Source organism: Enterococcus sp. DIV1206 (assembly GCF_051712485.1).
GTDB classification, from domain to species: Bacteria; Bacillota; Bacilli; order Lactobacillales; family Enterococcaceae; genus Enterococcus; species Enterococcus faecalis.
Genome location: NZ_JBIOOZ010000001.1, coordinates 246387 through 260946, shown reverse-complemented (window position 1 = coordinate 260946; position 14560 = coordinate 246387). Strand labels below are relative to the sequence as shown.

Genomic DNA, 14560 nt, shown 5'->3' with positions numbered 1-14560 from the left:
ACTTTCTAAAGTATCACTTCAAGTCACCCCCACGCCATAAAAACAGAGGCTTGTCTGTCGACAAACCTCTGTTTAGTGATTGTTTAATTAAATTGCTGTTAAATTAGGGTTATTGATATTTTTAAAATAAAAATCTTCGATTCGTTTGAACGCCCCTGGCTCAACAGCTTCCAATGCCGTTCCAATTTCATCTAATGCATCTTGATAACGGAATTCTGTCGAGAATAAATACATGCTTTTATCTAAAGCCGCTCGGATGTTCTCGTGAGTATGACGATAGCGGTTTGCATATTGCATCATTTGTTCTGTCAGAGCTGCTGCATTGACTAAATCTTTTGTTTTCTTATCTAATAACTCTAAATCATCTTCGCATAAGTCACACAAACGATTGATTTCATCCATGTTAATGCGCATTTTATTTAAGGCTCGGCTTAAATCTTCAATTCGATCCGTTGCCACATAGAAAAATTCTAAGTAATCAGCAGACAAACCTGGCAATCGTTGCTTTTCAACATACCGTTTGATACTCCGTAAACGGAATTCGTATTCGTCAACTTTTTCTTGGGCGACTTTTTCGCCTTTTCTTAGTTCTTTCAATGAAGCATCAATTTCTAATTGTTGATTTTCAATATCATCTAAAATCTTATAGCATTCTTTATAGAACGCTTGAATTTCAGAGTAAGGAACGGTATGTTCTTTCATTCGAGGTTCCAAGTCTTTTTGACGGCGAATAATTTCTTCAATTTCCGTTTGAAAACCACGACTACGTCCTAGCTCGTTGTTATTTAAGGTGTAGCTTTGTGATACATGGTCCAATTCAATCATTAATTGACGGTTATTTTTTAAGGAATGAGAAATATAATCGTCAATAATTTTTTGATTGGTCACGACATATTTCTTCGCTTCAATCTCACGTTCCATCACTTCATATAATGCATCAATCGCCGTTGCTGTGTCACGGTTCGCAACCTCTACTGCGGCAATCTCTGTTTTCTCTAAATCAGCCATTGAATTCTCGACACGTTTTTTCGCATGTTGAATTTCTTCAGCAAAGTTTTGTTCAGGGAACACATAATCGTCAGCTAATAATTGGTTGTAGCCTTCTTCGATTTCTTTTAATTGATCTGGGAAAGTTTCATTTAATTCTTCATACATTGGTGGAATCCGTTTCATTAAGTCTTCCAATTCATACGTATGACGTTCTGCATCTTCTAGGACTTCTCGAGCCTCGATTGGGTCCCCCGATGTATTTAGTGTGACAAATTGTGTGAATTCAATTTCGACGTTTCTTAATTGTTTTTGGATTTCGGAGTAAGCTGGACCAAAGCTAGCTTTATCATCTTTTAGTGATTTACTTAATTCTTCATAGACATCCAAAGCTTTTTGAACTTCCAATGAATTGCGCTCTTCACTTTCACGTAATTCTTTCAAGCCATTACGAATGACTTCCACTTCGGCTTCCATTTCGGTCATCGTTTCATTCGCTTCCACGACTGCTTTCTTCGCTTTCATGAAACGGAAAATTTCATTTTGATTTTCGACTTCATAAATTTGACTCTCTAGTTCGGCGAAAGAACGCGTCGATAGTTCTACCCAGCGTTGATTCCATTCACGGAAACTATTTTGACTCTGTCCAACTAGATGCATTTTTTTAATGTCATCGATTTCTTCAAAGACTGGCAAGTCAAACAGGGCTTCTTTACGAACTTCTAATTCATCTAATTGTTCTTGATTTTTTTTGCGCATAAAATAACCAATTAAGTATAGCACCGCAGCAATAATAACGATTACTAGTACTAAAATGATAATCCAATTATTCTTCATTTTGGCTCCTCCGATAATTTTTCTATAATAAAAGAAAGGTTGTTTGTTCTCTTCACACGGTTATCTATTGTTCCTGACCCTTGAAAAAGGGCATTCTTGCAGAAATACCTATAGAAAATTATAGCACAAACTGTATATTCATTCACTAGTTATAACAAACTTTTTTAAGAAAACCCGCGATCTTCTTACGAAGGGGTTGATTCACTGCTTTCATCGATCCGATTTTCACTAATTTTTTTACAAATATCACTTAGTTGTGTTAAGAAGGCATCCGCTTGACTTTGATCCATCCCAAAGTGTTCATCGCGCATCGCCCAAACTTCTAGCCCAGCTTCTTTGGCAGAGGCAATGCCTTTTTCTGAATCTTCAATGGCTATACATTCCTGTGGCGCAACAGCTAATTCTTGTAACGTGTGCAGATAAATATCCGGCGCCGGTTTACTTTCTTCGAAATCTTCCCCACTCACGACCGCATCAAAATAACTACTTAATTGCCCCACTGTCAAAACCTCTTCAATTGCGTCTTTTGTGGAAGAAGAAGCTAATCCGATTTTATAGCCTTGTCTTTTTAAAAATTGTAAAACACGTTTCGCATTTTCATCAAGCACAGCTAAATAATCTATCGGATGCGCTTTTTTATAGGCTATGTATTGTTCATTTAAAAAAGCAATATCTAGCTCTTTTTTGTTGACTTGTTCAATCTTTTGCCATAATGAACGCATATCCGCACCGACTAATTCTGGCAAGGTTAGGCCCTCAATGGTCAAATCAAATTCCGCTAAAAATGCTTTACGTCGCTCATAATAATAAGCTTCGCTTTCTACTAGGACACCGTCCATATCAAAAATAATGGCAGTTTTGGATTCTGTCATACTATTTAACTCCTTCGTTACGACTCATATCTTTACAGTTTAACAAAATTTTAAGGAAAAATGAAGAACAAATATTTTCATGATTTCCTAACTTTCTGAAAATAAGTGGTTGCTTTTCTAAATGTTTTTCGGTATCCTTTTACTAATCTACAAATGAGAAAATAATTAAAAACAGGAGTGATAAACGTGAACGTAGTTAAATTCGGCGGTAGCTCGCTAGCATCAGCACCACAGTTACAGAAAGTCTTACAAATCGTCAAGGAAGAGCCGCGCCGAACGTTTGTCGTTGTATCCGCTCCTGGAAAGCGAACCCCGCAAGATATTAAAGTGACTGATTTATTGATTCAATACTATCAGCGCTACTTAAATAATGAGGAAATTGAATCGACAATCTCTGCCATCATTCGTCGTTATGAAGATCTTTTTGATGAATTACACTTGGATAAAGCAGTTTTAGCTGATATTGCTATTTCGATTCGCCAATTAGCCACTTTACCAAAAGAAAACAATGCTTTTTTATTTGACTATTTTTTAGCTAGCGGCGAGGACAATAATGCAAAAGTTGTTGCCAGTTTTTTCAATCAGAATGGCTTAGATGCTCGCTACATTAGTCCAAAAGAATTAGGTCTCCTAGTGACACCTGAGCCAGGCAATGCCCGCATTTTACCAAAAGCTTTAGAGAAAATTAGTGCCTATCGTGAGACTCAACAAATCTTGGTTATTCCAGGTTTCTTTGGTTATACAGAAGCCGGCGAAATTTGTACTTTTTCTCGTGGCGGTTCCGATATCACAGGGTCCATTGTTGCCGCAGGTGTTCAAGCAGATTTGTATGAAAACTTTACCGATGTGGACGGAATTTATGTCGCCCATCCTGGAATTATTGAACAGCCTCAAACGATTCAAGAATTGACCTACAGAGAAATGCGGGAGTTAGCTTATGCAGGATTTGCCGTCCTCCACGACGAAGCCTTAATGCCTGCCTATCGCGCAAATATTCCAGTCGTTATCAAAAATACCAACAACCCACATCATCCTGGCACCCTAATTACCACCTCTCGCAAAGTGAAGCATGCTCCTGTTGTAGGAATCGCTAGTGATCAAGGGTTCGCAAGTATTTACATTAGTAAGTATTTAATGAATAGAGAGTTAGGTTTTGGGCGACGGCTTTTAGAAGTACTAGAAAAATTAGCCTTGAGCTATGAGCATATGCCCTCAGGAATTGATGACATCACGATTGTTTTACGAGAAGACCAGTTAACAACTGAAATTGAAAATCGACTGATGGCCCAACTCCAAGAAGTTTTAGCGCCTGATGAGTTACGCATCACGCATCACCTTTCCATGATTATGATTGTCGGCGAAGGCATGCGCCAACGAATTGGGGTTACTGCTGAAAGTACAATGGCGTTAGCCAAAGAAAAAATCAACTTAGAAATGATTAACCAAGGATCTTCGGAAGTAAGTATTATGTTTGGTATTAAAAAAGAACAAGAGGAAAAAGCCATCAAAGCCTTATATCGGACGTTCTTCCATGATTAATGAAAAAGACGAATGAGTTTTCTCATTCGTCTTTTTCATTGGTTTCAGTAATTTTCAATTGGCGTTGAATTTCCGCTTTAATTTTAGCTTCTGGCGCAAAATCTTGTTCCCAATTTTCAGGTTTTAATACTTTATTTGTTTCTGGATCATAATGTGGCTGCCCATCTGGAAATAATTTTCCCATATTGGCTTGATGAACGATTTCAATAATTTTTGTTGGATTGACGCCCATTAAGCAAAACGAACCATAAGTAAAATACAATAAATCAACTAGTGCATCCACTTCCTCCACTAAAGGATCAGATACTGGTTTGCCTTTCGCCAAGACTTTCTGCTCTGCTTTATCGACAGATTTTTTTAATCCGTCGACCAATTGTTGAAAAAGCACTTGGTCATTATTAGCAGCACTATATAAAAATTCCACAAGTTCTTCGACTTTAAACTCTGCTCGTCGACTGGCTAGCTCTGGCGAAAAAGCAGTTGGTTGCTCTGGTTGTTGTGGATTAAAAACCTCGTGGAAGGCACAAGCCATTTCATAAGGGGATTGCTTTTCAGACATTCAGCTACCTTCTTTCTCAAAATAAATCTAATTGTTTTGGATTCAAATCATCGTAACTCAAATTCAAGACTTTTTGCATCTGTAGAGCGTTTTCTGCGGCATCGCCGCCAGAATTATTATTAAAAATTACGCCCACTTCTTTAGCTTCTTGCGACATTTTTAAAACAGCTTCGCTTAAATCAGCGATTTCCTGCGTATTATAATGATAAAGGGTTCTTTTTTTTCGCCACTCTGCATCATTGGCTAACCAGCCAGCCGCATTACGTCCGTGAAACCGGAAGAGCACGAGATTAGGATTCGTTACATACGGATAAAAGGGCACTGGATTCGTAGGAATCTGCGGTTCATCTACAATCACAAGTGAAAATTGATTTTCTTTCATAAATTGCAACATTTGTTTTACAAAGTTTGGTTGATACCATGAATTATTTCGTAATTCAATGGCGATGGGTAGGTCTTTAAACCAGTGACGAATTTTTTGCAAGTAAGCGACATTTTCTTTCGTACAACCAAATGTTCCTGAAAATTGTACCAGAAAGGCAAATAATTTTTTACTTTCAATTAATGGGGCCATACTTTCTAAAAAAGCGGTGATCATTTCTTCTTCACTTGCATAATAGGTCTGCCACTCACCTTGACAACTGATTCCACTATAAACTTTCATGACAAAGCGAAAGTTTTCGGGAACTGCTTTGACCCATTCAGCTACTCGTTCTTTGGGAGGAATCCCGTAATACGCCGTGTCCATTTCAACTAGCGGTAAATGACTGGCATATTCATAAAGCGTGGCCCGTTTTTTTCCAGTTAAATAGTCGTGTTCACTAAAAGATGTTAATCCTAAGCGAATCATGTCCTTCCTCCTCTGCGCAACTTTTTATTTTCTAAATCGTCATCTTAACTTAATTTGTCCAATCGATATTCGCTTCACAATAGGTTTGACCATCAATCCGAATCTCATGGCGTGTTTTCAACTGATTTTCTTGTTCGACAATTTCGTAATGACTTTCGACTTCTTGGCCATATTCTACTTCTTTGTCAAATTTCACAAGAATTTTTTTCGGTTGATGCGTTGTTAAAAAGTCATACCCTAACACATCCAATAACCAATTAAAGTAAATCGCATTATTAACATGTTGATTGCCATCAATATCAAAAAAACGCACACGATAAGGTAAAAAGTTCCCCTCTGTGACTTTTTCAATTTTTTCATGGCGATAAATTTTAGTGATTTTTTTAGAATCAAAAGGTGCAATAATTTCTGGTAACACACTACTGATTTTCCGATTTTTTTGATCCATTAAGACAAAGGTTGATTTCACAAAGACACATTCATTGCCTTCTTCATCGTGAACCCAAAAGTTACGATAACAAAAATATTTGTTATAACTCATAGCTTGCGTTGTAATTGCTACTTTTTCACCAACTTTTGGTAAGCGGTGAATCTCTATTTCATAGTTGGTGATGACCCAGCCTAGGCCAAATTGGGCGACATAAGCTGCATCTCTTCCTAGTAATTCTGTTTGTTCTTCTGATACTTTAATGACAACCGCTAACAAAGCCGGTATCTTCATTGCACCAGTAAAATCGCCGTCATAGTAGGCAACTTCATAAGAGGATGTATGTTTTTTTCCCACGAAATAATCTCCTTTTTCCAATGGCTACTTTCGTGTCATTGTTTCTTCTTAAAAGTATACCACGTGATTTCTTCAATTGCGATTCCGAATGAAAAATTAACAAAACTTTGAAAAACACTATTATTTATATTATTTAAAAACATTCTTAATATTACTTAAAAAATATTGTTTTATTTTTAAAAATAACATTTCTTATTATTTGTATCCGAAAGATTATTATGTTATATTCCTATCTGTAAGCGCATACAAAATAATTTTTTAGGAGGTTTTTTTCGTGAAAAAGAGTTTATTAACAATCGTCCTGGCTTTTAGTTTTGTTTTAGGTGGCGCTGCATTGGCCCCTACTGTTTCGGAGGCTCATGGTTACGTAGCAAGTCCTGGAAGTCGTGCTTTCTTTGGTAGTTCTGCTGGTGGTAACTTAAATACAAATGTTGGTCGTGCACAATGGGAACCTCAAAGTATCGAAGCGCCCAAAAATACGTTTATTACTGGTAAATTAGCCAGTGCAGGTGTCTCAGGTTTTGAACCTTTGGATGAACAAACAGCTACTCGTTGGCACAAAACAAACATTACAACAGGTCCCCTTGACATCACTTGGAACTTAACTGCCCAACATAGAACTGCTTCTTGGGATTACTATATTACTAAAAATGGCTGGAATCCCAATCAACCATTAGACATTAAAAACTTCGACAAAATTGCTTCAATCGACGGCAAACAAGAAGTTCCTAATAAAGTTGTTAAACAAACAATTAATATTCCGACAGACCGCAAAGGTTATCATGTCATTTACGCTGTCTGGGGCATTGGTGATACGGTGAACGCCTTTTACCAAGCGATTGATGTGAACATTCAGTAAAAATACTCACATCTTAAACTAAATTAAAGGAGTTCTCAAAAAATGAAGCTAAAAAAAATAATTCCTGCTTTTCTCCTTCTTTCAACCGTTGCAGTTGGCTTGTGGTTAACGCCTACTCAAGCTTCTGCAGATGCTGCGGATACGATGGTAGATATCTCTGGCAAAAAAGTGTTGGTTGGATATTGGCATAACTGGGCCTCAAAAGGACGCGATGGTTACAAACAAGGAACATCAGCATCACTAAACCTTTCAGAAGTAAATCAAGCCTACAATGTCGTCCCGGTTTCCTTCATGAAAAGCGATGGCACGACACGGATTCCTACGTTCAAGCCTTATAACCAAACGGACACTGCCTTCCGACAAGAAGTCGCACAATTAAATAGTCAAGGTCGCGCAGTTTTATTGGCACTTGGTGGAGCAGATGCACATATTCAATTAGTCAAAGGCGATGAACAAGCCTTTGCGAATGAAATCATTCGTCAAGTGGAAACATACGGCTTTGATGGTTTAGACATCGACTTAGAGCAATTGGCGATTACTGCTGGCGACAACCAAACCGTCATTCCTGCTGCATTGAAAATAGTCAAAGACCATTATCGAGCACAAGGAAAAAATTTCATCATTACGATGGCGCCAGAATTCCCTTATTTAAAACCTGGTGCCGCTTATGAAACATACATTACTTCCCTAAATGGTTATTATGATTACATTGCCCCACAATTATATAACCAAGGCGGCGACGGTGTCTGGGTTGATGAAATTATGACTTGGGTTGCTCAAAGCAACGATGCTCTAAAATACGAGTTCCTCTATTATATGTCTGATTCATTAATCCATGGCACGCGCGGCTATCTACAGATACCAAACGATAAATTAGTCCTTGGTTTACCAGCAAATCGGGATGCTGCTGGTAGCGGCTATGTCGTTGAGGCTACCCCTGTAGCCAAAACTTTTGATCAGTTAGCAAAAGACGGTAATCCTATCCGTGGCTTAATGACTTGGTCTGCAAATTGGGACGTTGGTCAAGATGTCAACGGCAAGTCCTACAACAATGAATTTGCGACACGTTATAGTAACCTCGTAAAATAAAAGCTATTTTGAGACAGAACACCGCATTTGGTTCTGTCTCTTTTTAAATTTTACTCACCTGTCTTTCAATAATCCAAACAATGTTCTCTTGCTTTCTAACCAATTAATTTTAAACCAATCACAGAAACAATGATTAAAAAAATAAAAAATATCCGTCGTAGGTCTTTTGATTCACCTAAGAGCATTCCTAAAATAGTGCCTCCTGCTGTACCAATTCCTGTCCAAACTGCATAAGAAACGCCCATCGGTAATTGTCTCATCCCTAAATATAAAAATAAGAAACTACCACTAAACGCTAGAATTAAAATTAACAATGAACGTAAGTCTTTTTTTGTTGTAAATAATTTAATTGAACCTACGCCAAAGATTTCAAAACAGCCTGCAATAACTAAGTATAACCAACTCATCTTGTTTCCTCCTCTTTATTTCCAGTTACCATTTTTAAGCCAATCACACCTATTAATAACAGCAACAGAAAAAGAACTTTTCCTATGCCCAATGGTGTGTGGAATAAAAAATGATCTGTTACAATAGTTCCAGCACTACCTAAGCCGACAAATACAGCATAGGCTGTGCCCACTGGCAATTCCTCTCCTGCTTTAATCAGCGCATAAAAACTGATAAAGATTGCGATTACTGTCCCTAAAATCTCCCACCATGTTGTACTATGCTTCATGCCAATGACCCAAATCACTTCACAAAAAGCGCCAAAAATAACTTTTAACCAAGCTTTACTCATCTTGTTTTCCTTCCCTTCCAAACAAAAAAAGTGCCAACAAACAGTTCAGCTATGGCCTAAGAACTGTTCATTAACACTTTAGTCGCAAGCATCCGGCGATGTTTACGAAAGTTTATGTATTAAAATATCTCAGGCTATTATATTCTTATTTTTTTAAAAAATCAACTAAAAAATAATAGTTCGAATTCGAGACATTTCTTTTGCATTTTTAGGACTAATCATTTAAACTTACTTTTAGTAAGTTAATTAATCAAAAAATTATTTTTCTTTTAGGAGGATTTTTATTATGAATACACAAATTTTAGGTTTACACCACGTCACTGCCATGACTTCAAGTGCTGAAAAAATTTATCACTTTTTCACCGATATTTTAGGTCTACGTTTAATTAAGAAGACTGTCAACCAAGACGATATTGAAACATATCATTTATTTTTTGCTGATGATGCCGGCTCTCCCGGAACAGATATGACTTTCTTTGACTTTCCAGGCTTACCTAAAGGAACCAAAGGAACCAATACAATTTCTCGTACTTCCTTCCGTGTAAAAGATGATGCTGCTTTGGATTACTGGGTATCACGCTTTAATGAATATGCAATTGATCATGGAGAAATTCAAGAACGTTTTGGCAAAAAGTATTTAGAATTTGAAGATTTTGACAATCAACGTTACCAACTTATTTCTGATGAAAAGAACCAAGGTGTTGCAGCTGGCACGCCTTGGAAAAAATCTAACGTTCCTAGTGAACATGCTTTAATCGGCTTAGGTCCAGCCTTTGTAACTGTCGAAAATTACGAACATCTGCAACTAGTTTTAACTGAAGTTTTAGGGTTCAAATTGATTGATGCTGAAGGTAGTTTCCATTTATTTGAAGTTGGCGAAGGTGGGAATGGTGCCAGCATTATCGTAGAGCATCGAGAAGATTTGCCAGCGGCCCAAGAAGGCTACGGCAATGTCCATCACTTAGCCTTGCGCGTTGCCGATGAGGAAGCACTACGTTTCTGGATTGAAAAAATTAATCGTTTGGAATTTCCTAATTCTGGCTTTGTGGAACGTTTTTACTTTAAATCTGAATATTTCTTGGCAGCAACACATGTTTTATTTGAACTGGCAACCGATGGTCCTGGATTTTTAGAGGATGAAACCTATGAACACGCTGGTGAAAAATTATCATTACCGCCATTTTTAGAACCAAAACGGGCAGGGATTGAAGAATTTGTGCGTCCTTTCGATACTTCAGATGCGAATGTTCAAAGAAATTAGTATTTTTTCTAGGAGGCTCCTATGATTCATTACAATAGTAACGAGTTATCTGCAAAAACAGCGTATAAATTTTTATCAGGAAGTATTATTCCTCGGCCAATCGCTTGGGTTACAACACAAGATACAGCTACAGGTGTCGTCAACGCTGCTCCCTTTAGTTTCTTTAATGCGGCGGCAGCTGAAATTCCTTTAGCAACGTTGTCCATTTTACGACCAGACAAAGAGCCTAAAGATACGGCACGAAACATCTTGGCTACTAAAGAACTTGTCATCCATTTCGTTAACGAAGACGTTCTTACTCAAATGAATCAGACTTCGGCACCTTTAGCAGCAGAGATCAGTGAAATTGACACATTCGGTATTGAAACCATTGCCAGCCAGACTGTTGCTGTTCCAGCAATCAAAGCCGCGCCGATTCGGATGGAAGCTCGCTTGCATCAATATGTACCTATTGCTAACCATGAAGGTCAAATTATTACGGATTTATTCATTGTAGAAATTACCGATTTCTATTTTGATTCAGCCGTTTTCGATGAAGAACATCAGTACATTTTACCTGAAAAACTCCAACCGATTGCTCGTTTAGCAGGCAATGATTATACAACATTGGGCGAAATCCGTGAAGTTCGCCGCCCAACGTAAAAAGAAGGCCCCGCCATGACGGCGGGGCCTTCTTTTTCTGTTTTATGCTAATGCTCCCATTGGATCCCAAGGTGCCAAAACAGTTGGCGCTTGTTCCCAAGCTTTTTTCTGTTCATCAGTTAATAAATCTTTGTGCACAACGATTTGATAAGTGTATTCGTCCATCCACGCATCGCTCATAACGAAGAAGCCATTTTCACCGACTTTTTCGCCCCAGCTATTTTCCACTTTCCATTTTGTTGTTTGACCATCAACGATATCAACACCTGTTAAAACCATGGCGTGTGTCATTAAGCTTTCACCAAAGTCTAAACGTTCTGCTTTAGTCATCGTAAAATCAATATCAAAAAGATCGTTCATATCGTAAACATCTAATGCCATAATTCCTGTGTCACGTGTTGAAGATTGTCCGACATCACAACCAAACCAAACAGATTCGCCTTGTTCCAATTGTGCAGCAGCTAATTTTTTGAAAGCAGCCATTTCTACATTTAAATATTTAACTTCTTTGCCGCCGACAACATTCCCTAACATTTCAACAGTGTATGTTTTGTTGAAGGGTTTATCTTCTGTAGGAGCATTAATAATACTTACATAATCATGTAAATTAACGCCAACGTATTTTTCAAAGAATGTTTGCGGTGTTAGATTTTGATCCAAATGATAATTTTTTTCTTCGTCACGGTATTCAAAATCAAAGGTTTCTGGCGGTGTTCCTAAAGAGATTGCTAAGAAATTATAAATTTCTTGTAACATTGCTTCTTTGTTTTTTTGGACTTCTTCAGCAGAAGCGCCTTTTTCAATTAAACTACGTAAAATTGTTGCATCTTTGCGTAATTTTTTATTTAAATAGTTGTTTAAATCACGTGAATTGGAGCTGTTGCTGCTTTCAGGCATTGCCGTTTTAGGCACTACGCCATATTTATCAAAAATTGAAACGATCATATCCCATTGCCCACCATCTTGTTGTGGTGTAGCTAATAAAAAGGCCACTTTACGACTAGTCAACGGTTGATCGGCTGTTGCAATAATATTTTCATAGAAATAGTTTGATTTTTCATATTTATCCCAGAAAAATGTATAGTTTTGTGATAATTCAAAATCTTTTAATTGAAACGCATTTAACATTCTATGTCTAAATGTATTTAATGCCGCAAACATCCAGCAGCGACCGCTTTGTTTTTGATTGGCCACTTTTCCAGTAGCTAAGTCGACTGAAAAGACGGGTACGTTATTCACGGCTCCTTGTACAGATTCACCTGAAGCGCTGATACCATTTTTTACTACACTACGTTGTAAGGCATTTTGTTTATTATTGTTCAAGAAATCTTGATGGAATTTCTCTGTTAATTTTGGTTCAATTGCTGTCATATTTTCATCGTCCTTTCATTTTACGTTCTTCTTCATTATATGCTTCTCTTTAAACAGAAACAACCATTTACTCTAAATTCCTTGCTTTCCAACTCTTTTTGTATTAGTATATATAATACAGATAGCACAAATAAGACAGGAGTGATTCGATGCTTTTAGAAATAGATGAACAAAGCGAACAGCCCATCTATCAGCAACTCATTGATCAAATCATTGTAGGCATTGCCAAAGGTGAACTGGTTCCTAATGAAAGTTTGCCTTCTATCCGACAATTGGCGGACGAAATCGGGGTCAATATGATGACTGTTTCAAAAGCTTATAATAAGTTAAAGCAATCAGGTTATATTGTGACTGACCGTCGTAACGGCACCAAAATTGCCGCAAAGTTACCTGCTACCGCTGTTTGGCAACAGCAATTGCATGAGCGTTTAGAACTTCTGTTGGCTGAAAGTTTTTTACATCAGCAATCCGAAGCAGAAATCCAAGCACTTATTCAGAAAATTTATCAAAATTTTGATTCGAAAGGGCGTGCATTATAATGGCGGTATTCTTTTATTTCATCCTAGTTTCTGTCGCTTTTTTTATGGCATTTACTATGGGGATTTATGCAAATCCTCACAAAAATATTATTTTGGAAAACACTTTACCAGAAGATAAACTACAAGATCCCAGCGTTCAAGCAATCCGAAAACGTTATAAAAAACGCTTGGTTCAACTAGCAGCCGTTTTTAGTGTTCTTAGTTTGCCTTTGTTATTTATTCCTTATGATTCGATTTTATTGTTCCTTTTTCTGTTACTTTTATTTAGTTTTATTGGCAGTGGCTACTATCTGCAAATCGTTTATATTCGCAAAATGGCCGCTTTAAAAATGCAAAACGGCTGGTTGCTACCTAAGCGTCCTCTCTTAATCGATACGCAATTAGTTTTAAATAAAAACCAGAAACTTATTTCATTTTGGTGGTTTTTACCTGCAATTATTCTTACTTTTGCTGGGGGCTTTTATTCCTTGCAAACGGCGATTGGTTCCTGGATTCTTTTCTTAATTACTGTTTTGATGTTAAGTTTGTTCATTGGCGGCTATTATTTTATTGCGCGCTTACCTGTCAAACCGCTAACTAGTGACTCAAAAATTAATCAGCAAATCAATGATTTATTTCGGCATCATTGGTCTGTTTTAATGGTTTTATCCGCCTTAGTTTTTGCACCGCTAACCATTTTACCAACTTTCACAATTGTCATTGATTATACGGTTGCGATGGCTCTTACATTTTGTTACTTTATTCTTTTGTTTGTTTATGTAGGCTTTCTCTTCTACTACCTATTTTCAATGCGCAAAAAACAAGATCAATTCGTTTTACAGGCTGGCGATTATCGCTATGGGGATGATGATCAATATTGGCGGTATGGGATTTATATCAATCCCAAGGACCCCAAAATCATGGTTCCTGATCGCATTGGTATGAATTTATCTATTAACCTAGGACGGCCTGCTGGGAAAATTATTCTAGCCGCTACTGGCATTTTAACGATTGCGGTGCTGTTCTTTGCCACAGTGCCGATGTTTATAAATGATTTTTCTAGTCATGCCTTTCAAGCAACTATTGAAAAGAAACAAATTGAGTTATCTGCCCCATTAGCAAAAACAAGGTCAATTCCTTTTAACCAAATCACTGCTGTTTCTTTGATTGATGACTTACCTCAAGAACGCATCCGCACAATGGGTGCTGCGACAGATAGTTACTTAACAGGAGAATTTAAAGTCGCTGGAAAACCTGCTTATTTACTAATTTATACAAAAAGTCATCCGATTCTGAAAATAGAAACGCGGAAGAAAGTTTATTATTATACTGCGCGTGAGGGTCAAGAAACGACTAAGATTTATCAGGAAATCAAAGCAAAACTTCCATAACAAAAAAACAGGGCCTACTCATGATGGTAGGCCCTGTTTTTTTGTTATTCGCTGACAACCTTGAATTTTGTATCTGCCAACGTGGTATTCAGTTCATCCTGGCTTACTTCACGATCTGCTGTCACAACGGCTGTTTGATCTGCCAAGTGAACCTCAACATTCGTTACGCCGTCAATTCCACTAAATTTTTCAGTGACCGCTTGAACACAGCCATCACATTTCATCCCATCAATTTTTACTGTTTTTTCCATTTCACTTCATC

Annotated in this window: 16 protein-coding genes; 7 read left to right on the top strand and 9 right to left on the bottom strand. The window is 37.5% G+C overall.

The features are described from left to right. Positions 1–87: 87 nt before the first annotated feature. Together ezrA and IGK86_RS01360 are read right to left on the bottom strand one after the other, a co-directional pair. Positions 88–1824, bottom strand: coding sequence for a septation ring formation regulator EzrA (gene ezrA, locus IGK86_RS01365; RefSeq protein ID WP_002355233.1), 1737 nt, complete (start codon positions 1822–1824; stop codon positions 88–90). A 185-nt stretch (positions 1825–2009) separates the two neighbouring features. Next, a complete protein-coding gene (locus IGK86_RS01360) occupies positions 2010–2696 on the bottom strand; it encodes an HAD family hydrolase (protein ID WP_016617027.1) in 687 nt (228 codons plus the stop codon). A gap of 186 nt (positions 2697–2882) precedes the next feature. Between IGK86_RS01360 and IGK86_RS01355 the strand changes: the two genes are divergently transcribed. Further along, entirely contained in the window at positions 2883–4235 is a 1353-nt protein-coding gene (locus IGK86_RS01355) for an aspartate kinase (RefSeq protein ID WP_002385384.1), read from the top strand. 22 nt (positions 4236–4257) lie between these two features. On the opposite strand, the gene IGK86_RS01350 is transcribed toward IGK86_RS01355, so the two are convergent. Genes IGK86_RS01350 through IGK86_RS01340 form a run of 3 tightly spaced genes read right to left on the bottom strand, consistent with a single transcriptional unit; the run spans position 4258 to position 6428 of the window. Next, complete coding sequence (locus IGK86_RS01350; RefSeq protein WP_002358362.1) at positions 4258–4794, bottom strand: haloacid dehalogenase; 537 nt, start codon at positions 4792–4794, stop codon at positions 4258–4260. Between the two features lie 16 nt (positions 4795–4810). Next, positions 4811–5644 carry a DUF72 domain-containing protein gene (locus tag IGK86_RS01345; RefSeq protein ID WP_002358361.1) on the bottom strand — a complete coding sequence of 278 codons (834 nt, stop codon included), beginning with the start codon at positions 5642–5644 and terminating at the stop codon, positions 4811–4813. 49 nt (positions 5645–5693) lie between these two features. Beyond that, a complete protein-coding gene (locus IGK86_RS01340; protein WP_033624793.1) occupies positions 5694–6428 on the bottom strand; it encodes an acyl-ACP thioesterase domain-containing protein in 735 nt (244 codons plus the stop codon). Between the two features lie 274 nt (positions 6429–6702). Between IGK86_RS01340 and IGK86_RS01335 the strand changes: the two genes are divergently transcribed. Both IGK86_RS01335 and IGK86_RS01330 read left to right on the top strand, forming a co-directional pair. Then, the gene (locus tag IGK86_RS01335) at positions 6703–7287 is read left to right on the top strand and encodes a lytic polysaccharide monooxygenase (protein ID WP_002355225.1); all 585 of its coding nucleotides are present in this window, start codon (positions 6703–6705) and stop codon (positions 7285–7287) included. Positions 7288–7329: 42 nt separating this feature from the next. Next, positions 7330–8376: a chitinase gene (locus IGK86_RS01330; protein ID WP_002364979.1), complete on the top strand. Its 1047-nt coding sequence runs from the start codon at positions 7330–7332 to the stop codon at positions 8374–8376. Between the two features lie 95 nt (positions 8377–8471). Here IGK86_RS01330 and IGK86_RS01325 read toward each other — a convergent pair whose 3' ends face one another. Both IGK86_RS01325 and IGK86_RS01320 read right to left on the bottom strand, forming a co-directional pair. Beyond that, positions 8472–8783 carry a DMT family transporter gene (locus tag IGK86_RS01325; protein WP_438741923.1) on the bottom strand — a complete coding sequence of 104 codons (312 nt, stop codon included), beginning with the start codon at positions 8781–8783 and terminating at the stop codon, positions 8472–8474. Continuing rightward, entirely contained in the window at positions 8780–9136 is a 357-nt protein-coding gene (locus IGK86_RS01320; RefSeq protein ID WP_002386054.1) for a DMT family transporter, read from the bottom strand. The genes IGK86_RS01325 and IGK86_RS01320 overlap by 4 nt, the downstream gene beginning before the upstream one ends. A gap of 265 nt (positions 9137–9401) precedes the next feature. Between IGK86_RS01320 and IGK86_RS01315 the strand changes: the two genes are divergently transcribed. Next, the gene (locus tag IGK86_RS01315; RefSeq protein ID WP_002355221.1) at positions 9402–10376 is read left to right on the top strand and encodes a ring-cleaving dioxygenase; all 975 of its coding nucleotides are present in this window, start codon (positions 9402–9404) and stop codon (positions 10374–10376) included. Between the two features lie 21 nt (positions 10377–10397). Further along, positions 10398–11018, top strand: coding sequence for a flavin reductase family protein (locus IGK86_RS01310; protein WP_002395578.1), 621 nt, complete (start codon positions 10398–10400; stop codon positions 11016–11018). 42 nt (positions 11019–11060) lie between these two features. On the opposite strand, the gene IGK86_RS01305 is transcribed toward IGK86_RS01310, so the two are convergent. Beyond that, the gene (locus IGK86_RS01305; RefSeq protein WP_002358357.1) at positions 11061–12389 is read right to left on the bottom strand and encodes an aminopeptidase C; all 1329 of its coding nucleotides are present in this window, start codon (positions 12387–12389) and stop codon (positions 11061–11063) included. A 149-nt stretch (positions 12390–12538) separates the two neighbouring features. On the opposite strand from IGK86_RS01305, the gene IGK86_RS01300 reads away from it, so the two are divergent. Both IGK86_RS01300 and IGK86_RS01295 read left to right on the top strand, forming a co-directional pair. Then, on the top strand, positions 12539–12928 hold the full coding sequence (locus IGK86_RS01300) for a GntR family transcriptional regulator (RefSeq protein ID WP_002358356.1): 390 nt from the start codon (positions 12539–12541) through the stop codon (positions 12926–12928). Further along, positions 12928–14298: a DUF5808 domain-containing protein gene (locus IGK86_RS01295; protein ID WP_016617026.1), complete on the top strand. Its 1371-nt coding sequence runs from the start codon at positions 12928–12930 to the stop codon at positions 14296–14298. Before IGK86_RS01300 ends, IGK86_RS01295 begins: the two co-directional genes overlap by 1 nt. A gap of 44 nt (positions 14299–14342) precedes the next feature. Here IGK86_RS01295 and IGK86_RS01290 read toward each other — a convergent pair whose 3' ends face one another. Then, positions 14343–14549: a heavy-metal-associated domain-containing protein gene (locus tag IGK86_RS01290; protein ID WP_010775519.1), complete on the bottom strand. Its 207-nt coding sequence runs from the start codon at positions 14547–14549 to the stop codon at positions 14343–14345. Positions 14550–14560 lie beyond the last annotated feature (11 nt).

What these genes read in the sequence shown, in the direction of transcription:
- ezrA (WP_002355233.1), bottom strand. Translation starts at nt 1,824, where the DNA reads ATGAAGAATAATTGGATTATCATTTTAGTACTAGTAATCGTTATTATT.
- IGK86_RS01360 (WP_016617027.1), bottom strand. Translation starts at nt 2,696, where the DNA reads ATGACAGAATCCAAAACTGCCATTATTTTTGATATGGACGGTGTCCTA.
- IGK86_RS01350 (WP_002358362.1), bottom strand. Translation starts at nt 4,794, where the DNA reads ATGTCTGAAAAGCAATCCCCTTATGAAATGGCTTGTGCCTTCCACGAG.
- IGK86_RS01345 (WP_002358361.1), bottom strand. Translation starts at nt 5,644, where the DNA reads ATGATTCGCTTAGGATTAACATCTTTTAGTGAACACGACTATTTAACT.
- IGK86_RS01330 (WP_002364979.1), top strand. Translation starts at nt 7,330, where the DNA reads ATGAAGCTAAAAAAAATAATTCCTGCTTTTCTCCTTCTTTCAACCGTT.
- IGK86_RS01325 (WP_438741923.1), bottom strand. Translation starts at nt 8,783, where the DNA reads ATGAGTTGGTTATACTTAGTTATTGCAGGCTGTTTTGAAATCTTTGGC.
- IGK86_RS01315 (WP_002355221.1), top strand. Translation starts at nt 9,402, where the DNA reads ATGAATACACAAATTTTAGGTTTACACCACGTCACTGCCATGACTTCA.
- IGK86_RS01310 (WP_002395578.1), top strand. Translation starts at nt 10,398, where the DNA reads ATGATTCATTACAATAGTAACGAGTTATCTGCAAAAACAGCGTATAAA.
- IGK86_RS01305 (WP_002358357.1), bottom strand. Translation starts at nt 12,389, where the DNA reads ATGACAGCAATTGAACCAAAATTAACAGAGAAATTCCATCAAGATTTC.
- IGK86_RS01300 (WP_002358356.1), top strand. Translation starts at nt 12,539, where the DNA reads ATGCTTTTAGAAATAGATGAACAAAGCGAACAGCCCATCTATCAGCAA.
- IGK86_RS01295 (WP_016617026.1), top strand. Translation starts at nt 12,928, where the DNA reads ATGGCGGTATTCTTTTATTTCATCCTAGTTTCTGTCGCTTTTTTTATG.
- IGK86_RS01290 (WP_010775519.1), bottom strand. Translation starts at nt 14,549, where the DNA reads ATGGAAAAAACAGTAAAAATTGATGGGATGAAATGTGATGGCTGTGTT.